Raw genomic sequence first — 21,438 nt, forward strand, 5'->3', positions numbered from 1 at the left:
TTACTGGATACCGGTTAATGCGACGGAACCAGCCCTTAAACCGTCGTTGATAAAGGCTTGGTCAAATCTAGTCCCAGCACCTTGGCAATGCTAGCCAATTGCAAGGGATCCTTTCCGACCGGTAATTCACGCAACGCGGCAAACGCAATCCACTTAGCATCGACTTCAAAAAAGTCACGCAAATTGGCACGGGTGTCGCTGCGGCCAAAGCCATCCGTTCCCAACGTGACGTAACTTGCTGGTACGTAAGCCCGAATACTTTCGGGGATGCCGCGCACATAATCGCTGGCCGCAATCACCGGTGCATCGCTGTGCCCGAGTTGTTGCGTGACGTAGGCCTCTGTGGATGCGTTGGACAGGCGCTGATTGCGTTCTGCTGCAATGCCGTCGCGTGCGAGCTCGGTGTAACTGGTCACGCTCCAAACTTCGGCGCTGATGCCAAATTTCTCTTTCAACAATGCTGCTGCACCGATGGCTTCTTTCAGAATCGGGCCAGCGCCGAGCAAACGCACCTCCGGATGATTTTGTGCTTGCAGGCAATACATCCCGCGTTTGATGCCCTCTTCGGCACCGGACGGCATGCTCGGCTGCGCTTCGTTCTCGTTGGTGGCTGTGACGTAATAGAAAACATCCTCATTTTGATCCAGCATGCGCTGCATCCCGTCTTGCACAATTACCGCCAATTCGTACGCATACGCCGGATCGTAAGACACGCAATTCGGCACCATCGCTGCCATCACATGGCTGGATCCATCCTGATGCTGCAAGCCTTCTCCGGCCAACGTCGTGCGTCCCGATGTCGCGCCGATCAAGAAGCCGCGTGCACGTTGATCCGCCGCCGCCCAGATTAAATCGCCGATACGCTGAAAGCCGAACATCGAGTAATAAATATAAAACGGCAGCATCGGCAAACCATGCACCGAATAGCTGGTTGCCGCAGCCGTCCAGGATGAAATCGCGCCCGCTTCGGTAATTCCCTCTTCCAGAATCTGCCCGTCTTTTGCTTCGCGATACGACAGGATCGAACCGATATCTTCCGGCTCATACAACTGCCCCTGCGCCGAATAAATCCCCACCTGACGGAACAGATTTGCCATCCCGAAAGTACGCGCTTCGTCGGCCACAATCGGCACGATATGTTTGCCAATCGCGGCATCTTTCAACAAACCGCCCATCATCCGCACCAGCGCCATCGTGGTCGACATCTCTTTGTTATCGGCTTCCAGCGCAAATTTCGCATAGCTACCGATTTCTGGTACTGCCAGCTTGGTCTGCGTCGTATTTCGACGCGGCATAAAACCGCCTAACGCGGCCCGACGGTCCAGCAAATGGCGCATCTCGGCACTATCTGCGGCAGGCTTGTAAAACGCCAGCGCCTCGCAATCAGCATCCGAAATCGGCAGACGGAAACGATCACGAAAGGCAATTAAATCACTGGCGTCGAGTTTCTTCTGCTGATGCGTGGTCATCTTGCCCTGCCCCGCCGTGCCCATGCCAAACCCTTTTTTTGTTTGCGCCAAAATCACCGTCGGCTGCCCGCTATGCCGGGCCGCCGCCTGATACGCTGCATGGATTTTTTTCATATCGTGGCCGCCGCGCCGCAAGCGGTCTATTTCGTCATCTGTCAACGTTGCGCCGATTGCCTGCAACGCCGGATTTTGACCAAAGAAATGGGCGCGATTAAAGGCACCATCGTTGGCAGCAAAAGTCTGTAATTGACCATCGACGGTTTCGTTTAACGCATTCACCAACTCCCCCGATTTATCGCGGGCAAACAATGGGTCCCAGTCTGATCCCCAGAGTAATTTAATGACATTCCAGCCTGCGCCGGCAAACAACGTTTCCAATTCGTCGACGATATGCCCGTTGCCGCGCACCGGCCCGTCCAGTCGTTGCAAATTGCAATTGACGACGAATACCAAATTGTCCAAGGTTTCCCGCGAAGCAAGACTCAACGCGGCCAGCGATTCCGGCTCGTCCATCTCGCCATCGCCAAACACGCCCCACACCTTGCGATCCTGCGGTGCCAACAAGCCACGATTTTCCATATAGCGCATGAAGCGCGCATGATAAATCGCGCTGATGGGCCCCAGTCCCATTGAGCCAGTCGGAAACTGCCAGAAATTCTCCATCAGCCACGGATGCGGATACGATGACAAACCCTGTGCACCTTGTTTCTTACCTTCAATTTCTTGCCGGTAAAACGATAATTCCTTTTCGGACAACGTGCCTTCCAGAAATGCGCGGGCATAAATTCCGGGCGCGGAATGGGCCTGAAAGTAGACTAGGTCGCCGCCAAAATCATCGGTACGCGCGCGGAAGAAATGGTTAAAGCCGACTTCAAATAAATCCGCCGCCGAGGCATAACTGGCAATATGACCACCCAATTCCCCATAGGCGCGATTCGCTCGCACCACCATCGCCAGCGCATTCCAACGGATCAGACTGCCCAGATGTTGCTCGGTCGCCAATGCATCGGAGCCACCCGGAAACGCAGGTTCGTCCTCAAGCCGAATCGTATTGATGTAGGGCGTATTGCGTGCATCGCGCCATTTGATGCCAGATTGCTGCGCGGCAGCGCTTAGACGCGATAGCAGATAACGCGCGCGTTCGGGACCGGCGGCATGGATCACGCCTTGCAGCGCATCAATCCATTCACTCGTTTCCTGGACATCGCTGTCGAATTGACTGTTTAAACTGTTGGCAGATGACATTTCCATGACCCTATTCCTAGCGCGTTAAGACACTATAATTTACCGGCAACCAGACAGCATAGGTAACCGAAATTGGCTGTTGAAATATAAAAATTCAGCATAAAATGCTGTAATTACTCACACACAAGATAGTTAAACCGCATATGGAACTGGATTCGACGGATTTGCGTATCCTGAAGGCGCTGCAGGATGATTCCCATATCAGCAATATCGACTTGGCGAAAAAAATCAATTTATCAGCCTCGCCGACGTTGGCGCGGGTCAAGAACCTGGAAGCCGAAAAAGTGATTTCGCGTTACGTCGCGCTGGTTGATCCGCAAGCGCTCGGCCTCAAAATGAATGTATTCATCCAGATCAGTCTGGAGAAACAAGAGTCCGCCACGCTGGCGCGTTTTGAGCAAGCGGTGAGTCGCTTCGAGGAAGTGTTGGAGGTGTATCTGATGACCGGCGACGAGGATTATCTCCTGCGTATCGTGGTGCCGGATATCCAGGCGCTAGAGCGATTTATTCTGGATCATCTGACCAAAATTCCGGGCATCAAAAATATCCGCTCCAGCTTCGCATTGAAGCAGGTGAAGTACAAAACTGCGCTGCCGATCAACTCTTAGCGTACCAAATCGCGCCGCATCATCCTCAGCCCGTTCTGACGCGGCGAATAAATCACGCACATCAGCAATAGCGCGCGCATAAGAACTCTAGTGAGAATGAAGGTCCGTCAGAAATTTCCGAGCACGATCACTCTGAGGTTTTTCAAAGAATGATTCGGGCCGTCCGGTCTCAATCAGTTTTCCGTGATCCATGAACCATACCGTGTCGGCTACTTCCCGCGCAAAATTCATTTCATGCGTGACGCACATCATGGTCATCCCATCTTTCGCCAAGTCCTTCATCACTTGCAGAACCTCTCCCATACTGACCAAAAATCGCGCCGATGCCCTGAAGTTGATCCGGTTAGGCTGGCTATCGGTGGACCAGAATCCGTAAAGGGCAAGCTGCTGCTGCCTGCTGACAACTTGGTAAGTCTGGCGCGTAATGCGCGAATGGAAGGTCTCGTTCGCGTGCTCAGGCGTTTCGGCCAGTGACATCGCCAAGATTGCGCCTGCATTCGGGCATGTGTACGACATCAGCACTGCGGAGACGTGTAAGCTGTTGCCCTGAGAGGCCATGCTCAGACTCTTTCCAGCCGTAAATCCGGCCGTAAAGAAAGAGTGTCTGCTGTCTGCGGACCGATTTCAATTACCGCGACAGATCAAAAAATAGAACCTCTGCAGTTGTCGTCGACCTGATTTACGATACGCATTCCCGCCAGCACCGCCGCCAGCAAGCCGCACTAATTCATGGCACACTAACTTCCCGTTTCATTCCAAATTCCCCAATTACATATTGCGTCAGGAGCTTTAATATGACCGTTTCATCACGATGGATCGACATTCCCACCAACGGCGACAGCTTCCAGGGCTACCTCGCTTTACCTAAGTCTGGTAAAGGACCCGCTGTCGTAATCATTCAGGAAATTTTCGGTGTAAATTCACACATTCGTGCTATAGCCGATCAGTACGCCGCCGACGGTTACGTGGCGCTCGCCCCAGACATATTTTGGCGTTTACAACCACGCGTAGAGCTCGGTTATGACGATGCGGATCGTGCTAAGGCGATGGAACTGTTAGGCAAATTCGATTTGGCGCACGCAGTGGCCGATGTCGGTGCCGCCGCAGCCGCATTGCGCGGTTTGCCCGAAGTCACGGGCAAGGTCGCCGCAGTCGGATACTGTCTCGGCGGTCGGCTCGCGTATTTGTCTGCCGCGCAAGGTGCTCTCGATATCGCGGTCGCCTACTACGGCGGCGGCATTCACACCCAGCTGGATCAGGCCGACAAGGTCAATGTTCCGATCCTATTCCATTACGCCGAACTCGATGCTCATATCCCTGCCGATGCTGTCGATGCAGTTGAGCAGCGCTTCGCTGGCAAAGATGCCGAACTCTACCGCTACCCCGGTGCTGATCACGGCTTCAACTGCACCGATCGCGCATCGTACAATCAGCACGCATCGGCACTGGCACACGGCCGCACACTCACGTTCCTCGGTGAGCACTCATAACAGCGTATGCCCTGCTCGCGCACCTGCCTGATCAGTGCGCGAAAAACGTATAAGGTTTCAAATTTGCTAGCGCCTGATGATCGGCGCTTAGCCTCATCTGTGACGGCGGAATGATGAGCATAAAGGCCAGCCACCATGCCCTTATGCTAACGAAAAAAAGCGCGCCGAAGCGCGCTTTTTTCACACTAAACGCAGTGATTAAAACTGATTCATCGTGTTGTCTTTGCCAGATGCTTTCAGTGCAGCCTCGCCACTGAAGTAATCTTTGTGATCATCGCCGAGGTCTGAACCAGCCATGTTTTGATGCTTAACGCAAGCGACACCCTGACGGATTTCTTTGCGCTGAACGCCAGCAACATAACCCAGCATACCTTGGTCACCGAAGTAATCTTTCGCCAGATTGTCAGTCGACAGTGCAGCAGTGTGATACGTCGGCAATGTAATCAGGTGATGGAAAATACCTGCTTGGCGCGCTGAATCAGCTTGGAAAGTGCGGATTTTTTCGTCTGCAGCAATTGCCAATTCAGTAGCATCGTATTCAACACTCATCAGCCCGGCGCGATCGTAAGAAGAAACGTCTTTGCCTTCGCTTTTCATCAGGTCAAAAATTTGCTGGCGGAAGTTCAATGTCCAGTTGAATGATGGGCTGTTGTTATAGACCAGCTTGGCATTTGGAATAACTTTACGAATCGCATCGACCATGCCACCGATCTGCGCGATATGTGGCTTCTCAGTTTCGATCCACAGCAAGTCAGCACCGTTTTGCAGCGATGTGATGCAATCCAATACGCAACGCTCTTCACCCGTACCAGCGCGGAACTGGAACAAGTTGCTAGCCAAACGAATAGGACGAACCAATTTTCCGTCGCGCTTTATGACAACGTCACCGTTGCGCATCGATTCAGTCGACACTTCTTCAACGTCGAGGAAAGAGTTGTATAGATCGCCCAAATCGCCCGGCTCACGCGTTACCGCGATTTGCTTGGTCAAGCCAGCACCCAATGAATCGGTACGGGCAACGATGACGCCATCGTCGACACCCAGTTCCAGGAACGCGTAACGGACAGCGCGGATCTTAGCGAGGAAGTCTTCATGCGGCACAGTAACTTTACCGTCTTGATGGCCGCATTGCTTTTCATCCGAAACTTGATTTTCGATCTGGATGCAGCAAGCACCCGCTTCGATCATTTGCTTAGCCATCAGGTAAGTCGCTTCAGCATTCCCGAAGCCAGCATCGATATCGGCAATGATAGGCACAACGTGCGTGATATGGCCGTCGATTTTGTCCTGAATCGCTTGCTTGGCAGCGCCTTGTGCACCGTCCAATTGACGGAATAAACCACCCAGCTCACGTGCATCAGCTTGACGCAAGAAAGTGTAAAGCTCTCTGATCAAATCGGCGACGGCAGTTTTTTCGTGCATGGATTGATCCGGCAACGGGCCAAACTCCGAACGTAGCGCAGCAACCATCCAGCCAGACAAATACAAATAGCGACGATCGGTGTTATTGAAATGTTTCTTGATAGAAATCATCTTCTGTTGACCGATAAAACCGTGCCAGCAACCCAACGACTGCGTGTACTTAGACGAATCAGCGTCGTAGTTCGCCATGTCATCGCGCATGATTTTGGCGGTGTATCTTGCGATATCCAGACCAGTTTTGAATTTGTTCTGGGCGCGCATACGTGCTGCAGACTCAGGATTAATTGCGTTCCAGGCGCTACCTTCTTTGTCTTTCAGGCCTGCAATAGCGTTGATATCGTCTTGATATTGTGACATGTGAATATCCTAAAAATAGTGAAGTAAGATTAAGAAAACCGTTTGAATCTTGGGAGCACTCTTCACTTCATGCCAACATCCGGCGGGAAAGAGAAGAAAAACTGCATGGAAGAATAATAGCCTATTTTTTCTGCATCCAGCATGTCTTATATAAGACATATGACTTAAATTAAACTGTTTATTTTCAATAACTTATGTACTATTTTTTGCGATATGAAACGTATTTTCAAAAAAATGGTAAGAATTTTCTGATTTTCTTCAGGCGCATATTCCATAATGTGGAATCAAATTTCCGTATCGTGGAAAAATGTCAGTTTGACGCGCAAAATCCATCCGGCTAAAACGGATTTTTCGATAATTGAAGTCTGAACGTGAATTACTGTAGTTTTGAGTGCGGGGGGCGTTTGGAACGGCATTGTTTGCTACTAAAATACAAACACGCAAGAAAGTTAGGAAATCTTCGCCGCCTCGATCAATTTTGACAGCCGACGCACTAACGGCGCGAACAATTCTGCTGGCGTATTTCCGTATCCCAACACCAAGCCGTTGTCCTCCGGCAGTGGCTTGAGCGCAAAGCCAGATAGCGGGGCAGGCGCGATGCCAGCACTCAGCGCCATCTCGGCAATCTTTTGATCCGGGTAACAGGCTGGCAGTCGCACAGTTAAGTGCATGCCACAATAACCGCCTTCAATTTCGTGAGGCGCTTGCAGATATTGCGTCAACGCCGACCGCAGCGCATGCTGGCGGTCACGGTATAAGCGTCGCATGCGGCCCAGATGGCGGCTGAGCTGACCGCTTTCAATAAAATCTGCCAGCGCCAGCTGTTCATAGCGGTGGCCGCCGCGCAGCATCTCCTCCAGCGGCGTCTTCATCTCTGCAAGCAATGCCTCCGGCAAGACCAGAAAACCCAGCCGCAGTGATGGAAACATCGTCTTGCTGAAAGTGCCAACGTACAGCACCGGCGCTTGTGCCACCAATCCTTGCATGGAACTGATGGACTCGCCCGCATGGCGGAATTCGCTATCGTAGTCGTCTTCGATAATCCACGCGCCGTGTTGCCGCGCTTGCGCAATTAACGCCAGACGGCGTGCCACGGTCAACACTGCGCCGGTTGGATACTGATGCGAAGGGGTCGTGTAAATCAGACGCGGCGGCTGAGATTGCCAATCACTTTCGCTGACGATCAATCCATCGGCGTCGAGGCGCATTGGCACCACGCGCAAGTCGCCTGCGTGCATCGCGGCCTTGGCACCGCGATAGCCGGGATCTTCGATCCAGGCCGTGTCGCCGGGATTGCTTAACAACCGCACGCATAGCGAGAGCGCTTCTTGCGCGCCTTCGGTAATGACAATCTGCGCTGGATTGCAACGCACGCCGCGCGCAATACTCAAATGCCGCGCAATTGAAGTGCGCAAGATTGGCTCACCCAAAGGATCGCCATAGCCTAACGCCGATGGGCCCGCCCGACGGATAGCGCGGTCGATGCCGCACCGCCATGCAGTCAGAGGAAAATGAGATAAAGCGGGCATGCCCGGGCGCAACGGAGCGCTGGCTTCAGAGCGTGGCGCAGTGGGTTGGATGCGTGCCAGATGTTGTGCGATGATCGGCACAGAGTCTACCTTGCGGCCCCTTGGTCTCGCCCCGGCTATCTCGTTCACCCCGGGCGATGTCGGGCCAGCTAACAGCGCCACTCTGGTTCCTTGCCGATCCGGTTGCACATAACCCTCAGCAGCGAGAAGGTCATAGGTAGCCGTCACCGTGTTGCGCGAAATCGACAGCGACTCCGCCAATGCGCGGGAACCCGGCAGACGGCTACCGGGCGTCAGCCGACCGTTCAAAATCGCGTCCTTGATGCGACTATGCAGTTGGCGCTGCATGGGCGCAGCGCCAGCGTCTCTCGCTAGAGGTGCTTCGAGCAACATCTGCGGCATCAAAACGGTGGAATTAGTCGTCATGAAACAGTCAAAATGGGGTGAATTGATATCGTGGCACCATCAAATAGAGCATAGGTGGTACTTTTTTAAGAGCCACGAAAAACATACTTTAGCATATGCCCATCACCCATCGAATACCAGATAGCAAGGAAATATTTATGCCGAACGTTTTGAATCAATACCAGCAGCCAATTGGCGCACCTTTGCCCAACTGGACCGCCCGTCCGCAGCCATCGTGGAGCTTAATTGAAGGGCAATACTGCTACCTGGAGCCACTCGACCCCGAGCGCCACGCCTCAGACCTTTACGCGGCTTACAGCCAAGCCCCGGATGGCCGCGACTGGACCTATATGTCGGGCGGCCCATTTTCCGATGCAGCGAGCTACCGCGAGTATGCAGAGCGTGCTGCAGCCAGCACCGATCCACGGCACTACGCAGTCATCGAAGGCAAGACGGGACGCGCAGTCGGCACCTTATCCCTGATGCGGATCGATCCCGCTAATGGTGTCATCGAAGTCGGCCACGTCGCATTCTCGCCTCTTCTGAAGCGCACGCCGGTGTCTACCGAAGCCCAATACCTGTTGATGAAATATGCTTTTGAAAAACTCGGCTATCGGCGCTATGAATGGAAATGCGATAGTTTGAATGCACCGTCACGCGCGGCGGCGGCGCGCCTTGGCTTTCACTTCGAAGGCATATTTCGTCAGGCGATCGTCTACAAAGGGCGGACCCGCGATACAGCGTGGTTTTCTATCATTGATGGCGAGTGGCCAGCGCTGCGGGCAGCATTTGAAAGATGGCTGGCAGCGGATAATTTCGATGCAGAAGGGAAGCAGCGCGTGTCGTTGACGCAGATGCGCGATGCGAAATCCACGATAGCTTAATAGGCTAAAAACAATCGCCCGCATTCAGCGTAATAACGCGAATGCGGCGAATCTGGATGATAATCCGGATCAGTCAAATACAATCAAATCCCGCAAACTTTCGCCAGTAGCCAACCGGTCAAAGCCACGATTAATATCTTGCAACCCCAGTCGTTCCCCGATCAGCAGATCAACCGGTAACTTCCCTGCAAGGTACATCCCGATGTAGCGCGGGATATCGCGGCTAGGCACGCAAGAACCGACATAGCTGCCTTTAACGGTGCGCTCTTCCGCCACTAAACTGACTTGCTGCAACGGCCATTTATGGTCGGGATGCGGCAGACCTGCTGTCACCGTCGTACCACCGCGCCGCGTCATACGATAGGCGGCGTCCATTGCCTGTACCGACCCAGCCATTTCAAACCCGTAATCCACCCCGCCCTGCGTCATGGCTTTGACCTTTTCGACCAGGTCCGGATCGTTGGCATTGAAAGTCGCCGTCGCGCCTAACGAGCGCGCAATCGCCAATTTGCTGTCATGCAAATCGATCGCGATTACTTCACGCGCACCGGCTGCAATCGCACCCAGCAACGCGCACAAACCGACGCCGCCCAGACCGAGCACGGCGGTCGTGGTCCCGGCCTGCACCCGCGCAGTATTGATGACCGCACCAACGCCGGTCAGCACGGCGCATCCGAATAACGCCGCCTCCACCGGATCAATCGCCGCCTCGACCTTGACGCAGGAACGGCGCGAGATCACGGCATGGTCCGCAAATGCGGATACGCCAAGATGGTGATTGATCGATGTTGCACCGTGATGCAGCCGCCGTTCACCGCTAAGCAGCGTTCCTTTGCCGTTCGCTTCCGCACCCGGTTCGCACAATGCCGGGCGGCCTTCCATGCACGGCACGCAATGGCCGCAGCTGGGCACGAACACCATCACCACCAAATCGCCCGGCTTTAAATCAGTCACGCCGGGCCCGACTTCGACCACCCTGCCGGAGGCCTCATGTCCCAGCGCCATAGGCGTTGGACGTGCGCGCACGCCAGTGATGACCGATAGATCGGAATGGCACAAACCCGCTGCCAACATTTTGATTAGCACTTCACCCGGTCCGGGATTATCCAGCGCCAGCTCTTCAATAACCAGTGGCTGGCTGCTAGCGAAGGGGCGCGAGGCGTTAAGTTGATACAGCACTGCGGCATGAATTTTCATAAGACTGGACGTCCTTTTGCGTAAAGTAATGCGTGTTGTGATCAAGTCAGATCGTCAATCCGAGGGGACTGTGAGACCGATTAAAATAACTGGTTGTCGTCTTTGGATCTTGTTCTTTGGATATTTCAGACCGAGCGCCTTTGGGCTGTAAATCGTAGCGTACTTTTGCATGTTTTCGGCTCGAAAACAATAGCACTGCCAATAGCAGTATCGATCACACATCACCACTTCGCGCATAATGTTTATTTTAAATAATGTGTAATATTCGTAGAATAGTTGATAGATTCGTCCCGATCGATCCCCCATAATCGATTTTTTGAGCAGAAAGAACGAACACTTATGCCTTCTATCTTTGCCCGGTTCAGAAATATATCGCTGGTGATAGTGCTGGGGTTACTTCCCGCCACGCACGCTTTCGCCGAAGAGCTATCCATCGCCATTCTCGATTTTGAGCTAAATGACCTGACGCTGAATCTGACCGCTAATCCGGTCAATCCGGAAGAAGTAGACCGCACAGCATCGATTAAAGCACTGCTGCAAAAGGCATTGGAAGCCAAAGGCGGTTACAAAATCATCGATATCGATTTGAAAACTCAGGAGAAGGCAAACGCTGCATTTGGTTATCTTTATGACCACAATGACGTTGCCGCTGAGCTGGGGCAAAGCGTCGGCGCCGACTGGATCGTCGTTGGCCGGATTCATAAGGCAAGCTTTTTGTTTGTCTATTTGAAGGCGCAGTTGATCAATACAAAAACCAAACAATTAGTTGAAATCTATTCGGTTGAAATCAAAGGGCAGCAAAAAAAGATCACCCCGAAAGGTGTTAATCGTCTGGCACAGCAAATAAGCGAAACGCTGCGCCCAGAAATCGCCAACTCACTGCGATAAATACTTGCATTCCACAGCCACGCTGAGCCAATAAAGTCAGTTAGCGTGGGTGAACCAGCGCAAGCCAACGACCCCGGTAAGCATCCCATCCGTCCAAAACCAGCGGCACTGCCGATCTGCAATGGGTCGGCGGTGTTCGGCCCCAGTGATGCAGCATCCAGCCGCCGCAAGTCGTGCCGCTGGCATCATCCGAAATCGCCACCGTCTGCTGCGTGCGCAACGCCGCCAGCAAGCCTGAAAAGTAAGGATTGTCTGTAAAGCTGCCTTCCACCACAATCGATCCCACCGCATCCAGCATCGTCAGACAATAATCGGTCATTAATACGCAGTACAACGTGGCAAGCGCATAGCGCTCTTCTGCGGTTTGCGTTGCAGGTCCTGCAATGGTCCCCGCCTGTCCAAAAAAAAACCCACCGGACTCCGCAAAACAAGGCAGTGCCAGCGTGTTTTGATCGATTAAACGTTGCAAGTCAGCCGCATCACAGGCTTTTGGATCAGGACCGGCAAGGGTCGCAAATTCACGCCCGCCCATAAAGCGCATACAGGCCACCGGTTCGCCACGGGCATTCACGTTGGCCAACATGTCGGACTGCTCATCTAATCGGGCTAGCGGCGTCCCAAACGCCGCAGCGATCAGCCAGGTGCCGGTCGATAACACCGTGCGCGGCATCGCATCAGCATCGTTGCCGAGATAGCGCAGCAACGAAGCATTGCTGTCATGAATACCGCATAAAATCTGACAATCCGGCGATAAGCCAGATTGCACCAACAACGCAGGACGCACTGGCCCGAGTGCGTTCCAGGCCGACTGCAACGGTGGAAAAAGACTTTCCCAACCCATACGTTCGACTAATGAAGAATAGGTCTTTTGAAGCGGTTGCCATAAATCAGTGTGGCAGCCGAGCGAAGTTATTTCGCTAGCCGCGATGCCCGACAGTCGCCAGGCCCAGTATTGCGGATAAGTCAGGATATGTCGCGCACGGCTAAATTCAGTTGGGAAGCGATACGCCAGCCAGTGCAATTGGCGACCGAGGTTCAGCCCCGCAGGTAAATCCGGCGAAAAAGAGACAGAAAATGGTGGCCGCAGCGTTTCATAAGCGCGGTCCAGCGTTTGCGGCAACGTGGATTCATAATCCAGCACCGGCAGCACCAAGCCATCATCATCGACCAGCGCAGCGGTGGCGCCATGCGTGACCGGCACGATGGCGACGATATTCGCCTTTTGCGAAAACGCCTTCAACGTCGCCAGCAACCAATCCCAAATCCCCTCGGTATCGTGATGCGTATATAGGCCTTGATTGACGACCGCGTTCGGGCGGCGCTGTTCAGCCAACGTCTTGCCGTCGGCATCCAGCAACGTCAGTTTGACATTGGTTTTACCGATGTCCAGAACCGCAGTTGCATTCGGGGTAAATGCCATCGATGTCATGGTTAATCCAGATGAAACATCGGCAACAGCGGCATCGTCAGCGGCGCAAGATGTGCATCGGTTTCCATCATATCTGCCATCGAAGTCCACCAGCGTTGCATGACCGGATGCTGCGACAAGCCCTCCATGCGATGGTCATCGCTGCGTCGCAAAAACGCAAACAATGCATTGTTCGTCTCATCAAGAAAAATGCTGTAGTCGCTTACACCCACATCGTGTAACAACGCGACCAACTCCGGCCAGATCGCATCGTGGCGCTGTTTGTACTTGGCGACATTACCTGCTTTGAGTTGCATTTTGAAGGCGATTTGTTCCATTATTTTTGTCTGCCTTAGTCGAGAGTGCTCATTTTTGTGCGTACTTGCCGCGCAACAATCGCGGCAATGCAATCGTGATCAACAGCAGCACACCAACTACGATCGTCATGATGATGCCGGGGATATTCACCAGCGCCAATCCATACGTCACCATGCCCAACGTCAGAACCGCCAGCAATACCCCGCCAATGCTGCCCGCGCCGCCTGCAATACTGACCCCGCCAAGGATCACCATCGTGATGACTTCCAGCTCCCAGCCCATGGCGATGTTAGGGCGTGTGCTGCCGATGCGCCCGGTCAAAAAATAGCCCGCCAATCCCGCCATTGCGCCGGTCAGCATAAACAACGCCAGACGATAACGATTTACCGGAATTCCAGAAAACCGTGCTGCTACCGGATTGTTCCCAATCGCATAAATCCGTCTGCCCCAACTGGTGCCGTGCAACAAAAACGCAAACAGAATAGCAAATACAATCATCACCACAAATTCCCGCGGAATCACTTCAAAGAAGTAACCCTGGCCCCAATCCACCAGCAATTGTGGATAGCCGGTAAATGCCTGATCGCCCAGAATCACGCTCGACAAACCCCGAAATAGCGACACGGTCCCAATCGTCACTACAATCGACGGCAACGCAAAACGTGTCACCAAAAACCCATTTAAAAAGCCGCAAGCCGTTCCTGTCGCCAGCGCCACAAACAACAATCCTTGCGGCGGCACGCCATAGTGATTAGCCATGCCCATCGCCACGGAAGACAGCGCAAGAATGCCAGAGACTGAGATATCGATTTCGCGACAAATAATCAGCAACGCCATCGGCAGCGCGATCATCGCCTTTTCACTGAAATTGAAAGTGCTGTCGGCAAGATTATAAAAATCAAAGAAATTCGGCAGAAACAAACTATTGCCAACAAACACGACGATAAATAACAGGGCTAGCAGGGTTTCCCAGCGCCCCATTAAGGTCCGCATGCGAAAGCCTTCGCGGTCACCGATGATGTAGCGAGAAGTCTTGATCGTCTCGGCTGTTGCGGTCAGGGAGGTCGTATTCATGCAGCGCTCCTTTTCGCGGACGGTTTCACCAGGTGCAACGGCAATATCTGCCTGCCGCTCTTTTTATTCCCGCGTGCGTTGATCACCACAGCGGTCAGAATCACGATGCCGGTCAGCGCACTTTGCCAGAACGGCGATATCTTCACGATTGGCAACGCATTATTAATCACCGATAGAAACAATGCACCCAACACTGCGCCACCCACCGACCCGACGCCACCGGCAATGCTGATGCCGCCAATGACGCAGGCAGCGATCACCGTAAACTCAAATCCATACGCGATTTCGGTGTAGGCCACGGCATAGCGCGCGACCCATAAATAACCGCATAGCCCAGCCATCATGCCCGATAGACCATACGTCCAGAGCAGCCGCTGAAAAGTCGGAATGCCGACGTAACGCGCCGCCACCGGCTGGTTACCAATCGCATATAAATCCCTGCCGAAACGGGTGTAGCGCGCAATAAACCATGTCACCAAGATCGCAGCCGCCGCAATCCAGACCAGATACGTCACACCCAGCAATCGCGTCAGCGGAAAAGCAATGAACGCCGCCGGCATTTGATGCGAGGATACCCATGCACCGCCCGACAGCACAAACACCAATCCGCGATACACACTCATGGTGCCCAGCGTTACAACAATAGGTGGCAAATTCAACGCGCCGATTAACCAACCGTTGATCAGTCCAAGAAATAGGCCGATGCCAAGCGCCACCAAAATGATGACCCCCACCGGTATTGCAGGAAATTTAACCGCCAGCAACGCCGACATCATCCCCGATAACGCCAGATTAGACGCCACCGACAAATCAATCCCGCGCGTGATGATCACGAACATTTGTGTCAGCGCCAGCATGATCAGCAAGGTGCTATCGGTCAGCAGATTAGACATGCTCGACATACTCAAAAATACCGGTGCCCGCAGTCCTACCAGACCGATTAACAGCACGATTAGCAGGGCCAGCAATGCCTCGCGTTGTTTCAAAAAATTCATGCAGTTTCCTTTAAAGATACACCGCTGCCAGAAGCTGCCGCAACCACGTTTTCAGGGGTTGCTTGCGCCCGCGAAAAGATTCTTTTGATGTGGCCCTGATGCATCACCACGATGCGATCCGACATGCCCAGCACTTCCGGCAATTCGGACGACACCAGAATCACCGACAAACCCTTAGCCACCAGTTCGCTGATAAAGCGATGCACCGCAGCCTTCGAGCCGATATCGATGCCCTTGGTCGGCTCATCAAGAATGATGACTTTGGGGTCAGTCGCCAGCCATTTCGCCAGCACCACCTTTTGCTGATTGCCGCCGGACAACTCCGACACCATCTGCGTAAAGTGACTGGCCTTCAATTCAAGCTGCTCGCTGAAATGACGTGCGATAGCGGTTTCTTTGGCACGGCGCCCGAGCAGGAAAAAACCGATATTGGCCAGAATCGGCAGCGTGATGTTATGCACAATCGGCAGCGACAAATGCGCGCCCTGATGTTGGCGATCTTCCGGCACGTAAGCGATGCCATGCGCGATAGCGTCGCTAGCGGAAGTAATTGAAATGGGCTTACCGTTCAGTTTGACGGAACCGCTTACCTCACTGGTCAGCCCAAACAGCGCCTGCATCACTTCCGAGCGACCAGCACCGACCAGACCATAAAACCCAACAATTTCGCCTTGTCGCACAGAAAAACTAATATCATCGAATTCAGTTGGATGACAAAAGTTTTCTACTTCCAGCAAAGTCGGGCCGAGCGTAATTTCGACCTTTGGAAATACCTGATGAATCGCCCGCCCCACCATCAGCGATACCAAATCCAACTCCGTGATATCCGACAGCGCGCCCGTCGCCACAAAATGACCATCGCGCAGCACTGTATAACTATCGGCAACGGCAAATATCTCATCAAATTTATGTGAAATAAAAATCACCGCCGTACCGGCAGCACGCAGCTGGCCGATGATGCGATACAGCTCATGGATTTCGCGTTGCGACAATGATGCGGTCGGCTCATCCATGATCACCACGCGGGCGTTTTGCGACAGCGCACGCGCGATTTCAACAAAATGACGTTGCGCTACGCTGAGGTCTTTGACCTTGGCGCGCACCGGCAGCGACACTTCTAGCCGGGCAAATAATTTTTCTGCCTCGGCTTCAATAAAGGCCCAGTCGATGCGCGGTGGAAAACCGCGTTGCGGCTGGCGACCGATGTAGATATTTTCGGCTACCGTCAGCTCATCGAACATGACGGTTTCTTGATGGACGGCGGTAATCCCAGCCTGCATAGCAGCTTGCGGGCTGGCAAAAGAAACCTGTTTTCCCGCCATATAAATGGTGCCGCCATCCGCCTGATAAATGCCGGTCAGTGTCTTCACCAATGTCGATTTTCCTGCACCGTTTTCGCCAATCAATGCCATCACTTCACCGGCGTGAACCGTCAAGTGAACATCATCCAGCGCGATGACGCCCTGAAAACGTTTACAGATGCCAGACAGCGTCAATGCCGGGGGAGAATCTTGGGAAATGCTGGGCGCGGTAGGCTGGGACATGGTGGTTTTAGAAGCAATGATGATGGGCAAAAGTTAGGCAGTCACAGGCTGACCCGTGCGGAAATAACCTGCTATGGCGGCGCGATGGCTGCAAAAAATAAAGGTACAACGCTGGCTTGCAGAGAACCCACTTCAGCGTTATCGCCAGTGTTCTCTGCAAGAGTGCTGCATTTAAAGTATTAAATCGCTCTAAATCGCGTCTTAGAAAATTTTCGCAAACTTATCGACGTTATCCTTGTTGTACGTAAACGGTGGCGCTAATGCCGCTTCACCATCAGCATCCAATGTGATCTTGCCCATCCGTCCTACCGCGACGCTTTCACCCGCTTTGCCAGTCGCCTTGCCCTTGACGAATTCATGCGCTGCGTAAGTCACGGCGTAACCCAGATCAATCGGATTCCAGATAGCAAAGCTTTTCACCGCGCCGCTCTTCACGTGCCCCGCCATTTCAGAAGGCAAGCCCAGACCGGTGACATAGACCTTGCCGACCAGATGTTCATCCACCACCGCTTTGCTGGCGGCGTTGATGCCGACTGTGGTCGGTGCAATGATGACTTTCAGGTTTGGATTGCTGCGCAACAGGCCGATTGCTTCGCGATAACTTTTATCGGATTGATCGTCGCCGTACACTGTCGCCACCAATTTCATCTTCGAAAATTCTGGCTTCAGCAACGCCTTCTTCATTTCACCGATCCAGATATTCTGATTGGTCGCTTGCGCAGTCGCAGACAAAATCGCCACCTCTCCAGTACCGGAAATCGCATCCGACGCCATCTGAATTTGTTTCAGCCCAATCAGTTGCGCATTAGAAGGATTGAGTTGCATCAATCGACCTTCTTTGGCAATGCCGCTATCGAACGACAGTACTTTAATGCCACGCTGCATCGCTTTTTTGGTAATCGGCACTAATGCATTTGCATCATTTGCCGAGATCACAATCGCGCTCACTTTTTGACTAATCAACGAATTAATGATTTCGATCTGGCCTTCTGCGGTCGGTGTGGTCGGGCCGGTATAAATCACATCGACATCGCCAAGCTCTTTCGCCGCTTCCTTCGCGCCTTGATGGGCAGCATCGAAAAAGCCATTACCCAGGCTTTTCACCACCATCGCAATTTTCATTTTTTCAGCCGCTTGTGCGCTGCTCACCAGGCCGCCGATCATGCTGACGGTCAATGCTGCGAGCAATATTTTTTGTAGTTTCATTGCGGTGTCTCCTTAGGGAATGCGACCGTAGAGCGAATGCCCCACAGCCTTGTTAAAAGGTGTGGTGTTACCTGTCTTTGGGTAGCGTTTCCGGCGCGACCGCGATCACTTTTACGCCAGCTTGCTCAAGCATCTGCACCGCCGCATCCGATACGCCTGTGTCGGTAATCACGCAAGAAACGCGATTCAGGCCACACAAAATCAGACCGGCTTTCTTCGCAAACTTTGCACTGTCGACCAGCACAATTAATTCTTCTGCCTGACTGATCAAGCGCTTTTCGGCCTGAATCAACAAGGGATCGGCCTCCATCAAACCCAGCATCGATAGGCCGAACACGCCCATGAACATCTTGGCGGCGTAATGGTGTTGTGTAATGTCATTGTCGAAGGGGCTGAGAATCACGTTTTGCTCGCGATATACCGTGCCGCCGGGCAGGATGATTTCATTCTCGCTAGACATCAACAAACGCTCTGCCATCATGAAAGAATTGGTCAGAATTTTCAGGCGCTTTTCAGCCAGAAACTCCACCATCATGTAGGTCGTTGTACCGCCATTGATGATGATCGTTTCGCCATCCGCGCACATGCTGCTGGCCTGTCTGGCGATGGCGCGTTTTTGCGTCGCATTGCGTTCGATATTGTTTTGGAAGGTTTCGCCGGTGAGCGTAAAGGTGCGTTTTTTTTGCTGCAAATTTTCTGCACCGCCGCGGGTCCGAATCAGCAGATTGCGCTCAGCCAGCCAGGCTATATCGCGTCGCACCGTCGCCGGTGAGGCATTAAGCCAATCGACCATTTGCTCCACACTCGCCGTAGTGTGTTCAGCCAGTAACTTAAGCAAGCCCTTACGGCGCTTGTGATTCACCACGCATTCACCATGTTTTGTCTCCTCGTTGGATCATCTCTTCGGATTGCTGCACATGCCTGCAATCCTTGTCGGACGACCTCTATATCGGTAAAACAGACTAAGCATTTGAGAAAGAGAAGTCAATCATCAATCAATCAACTCGATGATTATTTGCGCTGCAATCAAATAGCTGATCGCAGACTGATCAACATGATGATTATTTGCATTTCGGTCAGCGTTTTGACCGTATTCGGATTGACACTCATTGCTGGCTGCTTTCTACTTGTCAAGCTTCCTCAAAGCTGCGAGGCCATCGCATCCGATGCCGCCAGCGCCAGCCGAAGACTGATCGCAACTGATCAAAGATGATCCGAACTGAGCAAAATGGCTTTAGAAATCGATAACGGAGACTGTATGACAATAATAATTGACACCAAACAAGAACCCATCAACTCGCTGTGGGATGATGCCGTTGCTGCCAGATTAAGTGAGCCAGAGTTATTGCTATACCGCTCTAACCTGCTGGGTTCGGACATGCGCATTACCAATTTCGGTGGCGGCAATACCTCAGCCAAGATCGATATGACCGACAACCTGACCGGCGAGCAAGTCGAAGTTCTGTGGGTCAAAGGTTCCGGCGGCGATCTCGGCAGCATCAAGATAGATGGCTTTTCGACACTGTATATGGACAAGCTGCAATCGCTGAAAAAACGTTATCGCGGATTAGCGCTAGAAGATGAAATGGTCGCGTATCTGCCGCATTGCACCTTCAACCTGAACCCGCGTGCGGCCAGCATCGATACGCCATTGCACGCCTATATTGATCGCAAACACGTCGATCATATGCATCCAGACGCGGTGATCGCGATTGCTGCCTGCGCCAACAGCGAAGCGCTGACGCAGAAAGTATTTGAAGGCGATCTGGGCTGGTTGCCGTGGCAACGTCCCGGCTACGATCTGGGACTGAAACTGGAAGCCCTGTCAAAAGCGCAACCGCAATTAAAGGGCATCATCCTCGAAGGTCACGGCCTGTTTACCTGGGGCGACACTGCCAAATCCTGCTATGAAATCACATTGATGATTATCAAACGCGCAGAAGACTGGATAGCAGCGAATAGCCGTCAACCAGCCTTTGGCGGCAGCAAATTCACGCCGCTGCCCGCGCCAGAACGTGCGGCGCTGGCTGCCCGTCTGATGCCGCTGTTACGTGGAAAAATCAGCAAAGATGAATATAAACTGGGCCATTTCGACGATAGCGCCACGGTGCTCGATTTCGTTTGCAGCGCCGACTTACTGCCGCTGGCCGCATTAGGCACATCTTGCCCGGATCACTTTCTGCGCACAAAAATTCGTCCGTTCGTCATCGATTTCGATCCCGCCAATCCAGATTTTGATCGCCTGATCGCCGTTCTGGACGATGCGCTCAGCGCTTATCGTGCCGACTACATCGCCTATCACACCCGCTGCAAACGCGACAACAGCCCCGCCGTGCGCGATGCCAATCCGATCATTTATCTGATTCCCGGCGTCGGCATGCTGTCGTTTGCCAAGGACAAAGCAACTGCGCGGATTGCGGGCGAATTCTATGTCAACGCCATCAACGTCATGCGCGGTGCCAATGGTGTCGATACCTATGTCGGTTTACCGGAACAAGAAGCTTTCGATATCGAATACTGGTTGCTGGAAGAAGCCAAGCTGCAACGGATGCCAAAACCGAAAAGTCTGGCAGGCCGGATTGCGCTGGTCACCGGCGGTGGCGGCGGAATTGGTCAAGCGGTAGCGCGTCAGCTATTGCAAGAAGGTGCATGCGTGATGCTGACCGATATCGATGCAGAGGCACTGGAGCAGGCGCAGCAAAGTCTGGTCAAAGTCGCCGGACGCGATAACGTCGCCACCATCCGTGCCAACATCACCAGCGAACAAGATGTCGACGCGATCCTGAACGCGACGGCGCTAAGCTTTGGCGGCGTCGACCTGCTGATTTCCAACGCCGGGATTGCCTCTTCTGCACCACTGGAAGACACCACGCTGGAAATCTGGGAACGCAATCAATCGATCCTGGTAACCGGTTATTTCCTGGTCAGTCGCGGTGCCTTCCGCATCATGAAGCAGCAAAAAATGGGCGGCAGCATGGTCTTCGTTGCCAGCAAAAACGGTCTGGTCGCCTCCGCCGGTGCCTCCGCCTATTGCACCGCCAAAGCAGCAGAAATTCATCTGGCGCGCTGTATTGCACTAGAAGGTGCCGAGCACGGCATCCGCGTCAATGTCGTCAATCCGGATGCTGTAATCCGTGGCTCGCGCATCTGGGATGGCAAATGGAAAGAAGAACGCGCCGCGTCGAACAAAATCGATTCCGACGATATCGAAGAATTCTATCGCCAACGCAGCATGTTGAAACGCAGCGTGCTGCCGGAAGATATCGCCGAGGCGGTGTATTTTCTGGCCAGCGATAAATCCGCCAAAAGCACCGGCAACATCATCAATGTCGATGCAGGCAATGCGGCGGCGTTTACCCGTTAAGCTAATACCAAAAGAACGTACCCAAACAATATAAT

Annotated in this window: 15 protein-coding genes and 2 pseudogenes; 5 read left to right on the forward strand and 12 right to left on the reverse strand. The window is 53.1% G+C overall.

Annotated elements, in window-relative coordinates:
• Positions 1-35: 35 nt before the first annotated feature.
• On the reverse strand, positions 36-2,720 hold the full coding sequence (gene mdeB, locus C7W93_RS17500) for an alpha-ketoglutarate dehydrogenase (protein ID WP_108441547.1): 2,685 nt from the start codon (positions 2,718-2,720) through the stop codon (positions 36-38).
• 137 nt (positions 2,721-2,857) lie between these two features.
• Here mdeB and C7W93_RS17505 point away from each other — a divergent pair, with 137 nt between their 5' ends.
• The gene (locus C7W93_RS17505) at positions 2,858-3,322 is read left to right on the forward strand and encodes an Lrp/AsnC family transcriptional regulator (protein ID WP_108441548.1); all 465 of its coding nucleotides are present in this window, start codon (positions 2,858-2,860) and stop codon (positions 3,320-3,322) included.
• 87 nt (positions 3,323-3,409) lie between these two features.
• Here the strand turns inward: C7W93_RS17505 and C7W93_RS17510 are convergent.
• Positions 3,410-3,625: pseudogene (locus tag C7W93_RS17510) on the reverse strand (amino acid ABC transporter ATP-binding protein); the annotation flags it as partial.
• A gap of 491 nt (positions 3,626-4,116) precedes the next feature.
• Between C7W93_RS17510 and C7W93_RS17515 the strand changes: the two are divergent.
• A complete protein-coding gene (locus C7W93_RS17515) occupies positions 4,117-4,812 on the forward strand; it encodes a dienelactone hydrolase family protein (protein ID WP_108441549.1) in 696 nt (231 codons plus the stop codon).
• A 198-nt stretch (positions 4,813-5,010) separates the two neighbouring features.
• Here the strand turns inward: C7W93_RS17515 and C7W93_RS17520 are convergent, their stop codons facing one another.
• Both C7W93_RS17520 and C7W93_RS17525 read right to left on the reverse strand, forming a co-directional pair.
• Complete coding sequence (locus C7W93_RS17520; protein WP_108441550.1) at positions 5,011-6,591, reverse strand: isocitrate lyase; 1,581 nt, start codon at positions 6,589-6,591, stop codon at positions 5,011-5,013.
• A gap of 449 nt (positions 6,592-7,040) precedes the next feature.
• Positions 7,041-8,546, reverse strand: coding sequence for a PLP-dependent aminotransferase family protein (locus C7W93_RS17525; protein WP_108441551.1), 1,506 nt, complete (start codon positions 8,544-8,546; stop codon positions 7,041-7,043).
• A 137-nt stretch (positions 8,547-8,683) separates the two neighbouring features.
• Here C7W93_RS17525 and C7W93_RS17530 point away from each other — a divergent pair.
• A pseudogene (locus tag C7W93_RS17530) lies at positions 8,684-9,397 on the forward strand (GNAT family N-acetyltransferase); the annotation flags it as partial.
• 81 nt (positions 9,398-9,478) lie between these two features.
• On the opposite strand, the gene C7W93_RS25315 reads toward C7W93_RS17530, so the two are convergent.
• Entirely contained in the window at positions 9,479-10,606 is a 1,128-nt protein-coding gene (locus tag C7W93_RS25315) for a zinc-dependent alcohol dehydrogenase family protein (protein WP_108441553.1), read from the reverse strand.
• A 339-nt stretch (positions 10,607-10,945) separates the two neighbouring features.
• Between C7W93_RS25315 and C7W93_RS17540 the strand changes: the two genes are divergently transcribed.
• Complete coding sequence (locus tag C7W93_RS17540; RefSeq protein WP_108441554.1) at positions 10,946-11,494, forward strand: DUF2380 domain-containing protein; 549 nt, start codon at positions 10,946-10,948, stop codon at positions 11,492-11,494.
• Positions 11,495-11,534: 40 nt separating this feature from the next.
• Here the strand turns inward: C7W93_RS17540 and C7W93_RS17545 are convergent, their stop codons facing one another.
• The 7 genes from C7W93_RS17545 to C7W93_RS17575 all read right to left on the reverse strand — a co-directional run bounded on the left by C7W93_RS17545 (position 11,535) and on the right by C7W93_RS17575 (position 18,901).
• Positions 11,535-12,923, reverse strand: a complete 1,389-nt coding sequence (locus C7W93_RS17545; protein WP_225869923.1) for an FGGY-family carbohydrate kinase — start codon at positions 12,921-12,923, stop codon at positions 11,535-11,537.
• A gap of 2 nt (positions 12,924-12,925) precedes the next feature.
• Complete coding sequence (locus tag C7W93_RS17550; protein ID WP_108441555.1) at positions 12,926-13,240, reverse strand: L-rhamnose mutarotase; 315 nt, start codon at positions 13,238-13,240, stop codon at positions 12,926-12,928.
• A gap of 28 nt (positions 13,241-13,268) precedes the next feature.
• A complete protein-coding gene (locus tag C7W93_RS17555) occupies positions 13,269-14,294 on the reverse strand; it encodes an ABC transporter permease (RefSeq protein ID WP_108441556.1) in 1,026 nt (341 codons plus the stop codon).
• Positions 14,291-15,289, reverse strand: a complete 999-nt coding sequence (locus C7W93_RS17560) for an ABC transporter permease (protein ID WP_108441557.1) — start codon at positions 15,287-15,289, stop codon at positions 14,291-14,293. The genes C7W93_RS17555 and C7W93_RS17560 overlap by 4 nt, the downstream gene beginning before the upstream one ends.
• On the reverse strand, positions 15,286-16,833 hold the full coding sequence (locus C7W93_RS17565; RefSeq protein ID WP_108442195.1) for a sugar ABC transporter ATP-binding protein: 1,548 nt from the start codon (positions 16,831-16,833) through the stop codon (positions 15,286-15,288). The genes C7W93_RS17560 and C7W93_RS17565 overlap by 4 nt, the downstream gene beginning before the upstream one ends.
• 201 nt (positions 16,834-17,034) lie before the next feature.
• Positions 17,035-18,039, reverse strand: coding sequence for a rhamnose ABC transporter substrate-binding protein (gene rhaS, locus C7W93_RS17570; protein WP_108441558.1), 1,005 nt, complete (start codon positions 18,037-18,039; stop codon positions 17,035-17,037).
• 67 nt (positions 18,040-18,106) lie between these two features.
• Positions 18,107-18,901 carry a DeoR/GlpR family DNA-binding transcription regulator gene (locus C7W93_RS17575; protein WP_225869924.1) on the reverse strand — a complete coding sequence of 265 codons (795 nt, stop codon included), beginning with the start codon at positions 18,899-18,901 and terminating at the stop codon, positions 18,107-18,109.
• Positions 18,902-19,297: 396 nt separating this feature from the next.
• Here C7W93_RS17575 and C7W93_RS17580 point away from each other — a divergent pair, with 396 nt between their 5' ends.
• Entirely contained in the window at positions 19,298-21,403 is a 2,106-nt protein-coding gene (locus C7W93_RS17580; protein ID WP_108441560.1) for a bifunctional rhamnulose-1-phosphate aldolase/short-chain dehydrogenase, read from the forward strand.
• Positions 21,404-21,438 lie beyond the last annotated feature (35 nt).

Source organism: Glaciimonas sp. PCH181 (assembly GCF_003056055.1).
Classification (GTDB): Bacteria; Pseudomonadota; Gammaproteobacteria; order Burkholderiales; family Burkholderiaceae_D; genus Glaciimonas.

Excerpts from the sequence above, each read along its gene's own strand:
- mdeB (WP_108441547.1), bottom strand. The coding sequence starts at position 2,720 with ATGGAAATGTCATCTGCCAACAGTTTAAACAGTCAATTCGACAGCGAT.
- C7W93_RS17505 (WP_108441548.1), top strand. The coding sequence starts at position 2,858 with ATGGAACTGGATTCGACGGATTTGCGTATCCTGAAGGCGCTGCAGGAT.
- C7W93_RS17515 (WP_108441549.1), top strand. The coding sequence starts at position 4,117 with ATGACCGTTTCATCACGATGGATCGACATTCCCACCAACGGCGACAGC.
- C7W93_RS17520 (WP_108441550.1), bottom strand. The coding sequence starts at position 6,591 with ATGTCACAATATCAAGACGATATCAACGCTATTGCAGGCCTGAAAGAC.
- C7W93_RS17525 (WP_108441551.1), bottom strand. The coding sequence starts at position 8,546 with ATGACGACTAATTCCACCGTTTTGATGCCGCAGATGTTGCTCGAAGCA.
- C7W93_RS25315 (WP_108441553.1), bottom strand. The coding sequence starts at position 10,606 with ATGAAAATTCATGCCGCAGTGCTGTATCAACTTAACGCCTCGCGCCCC.
- C7W93_RS17540 (WP_108441554.1), top strand. The coding sequence starts at position 10,946 with ATGCCTTCTATCTTTGCCCGGTTCAGAAATATATCGCTGGTGATAGTG.
- C7W93_RS17545 (WP_225869923.1), bottom strand. The coding sequence starts at position 12,923 with ATGACATCGATGGCATTTACCCCGAATGCAACTGCGGTTCTGGACATC.
- C7W93_RS17550 (WP_108441555.1), bottom strand. The coding sequence starts at position 13,240 with ATGGAACAAATCGCCTTCAAAATGCAACTCAAAGCAGGTAATGTCGCC.
- C7W93_RS17555 (WP_108441556.1), bottom strand. The coding sequence starts at position 14,294 with ATGAATACGACCTCCCTGACCGCAACAGCCGAGACGATCAAGACTTCT.
- C7W93_RS17560 (WP_108441557.1), bottom strand. The coding sequence starts at position 15,289 with ATGAATTTTTTGAAACAACGCGAGGCATTGCTGGCCCTGCTAATCGTG.
- C7W93_RS17565 (WP_108442195.1), bottom strand. The coding sequence starts at position 16,833 with ATGTCCCAGCCTACCGCGCCCAGCATTTCCCAAGATTCTCCCCCGGCA.
- rhaS (WP_108441558.1), bottom strand. The coding sequence starts at position 18,039 with ATGAAACTACAAAAAATATTGCTCGCAGCATTGACCGTCAGCATGATC.
- C7W93_RS17580 (WP_108441560.1), top strand. The coding sequence starts at position 19,298 with ATGACAATAATAATTGACACCAAACAAGAACCCATCAACTCGCTGTGG.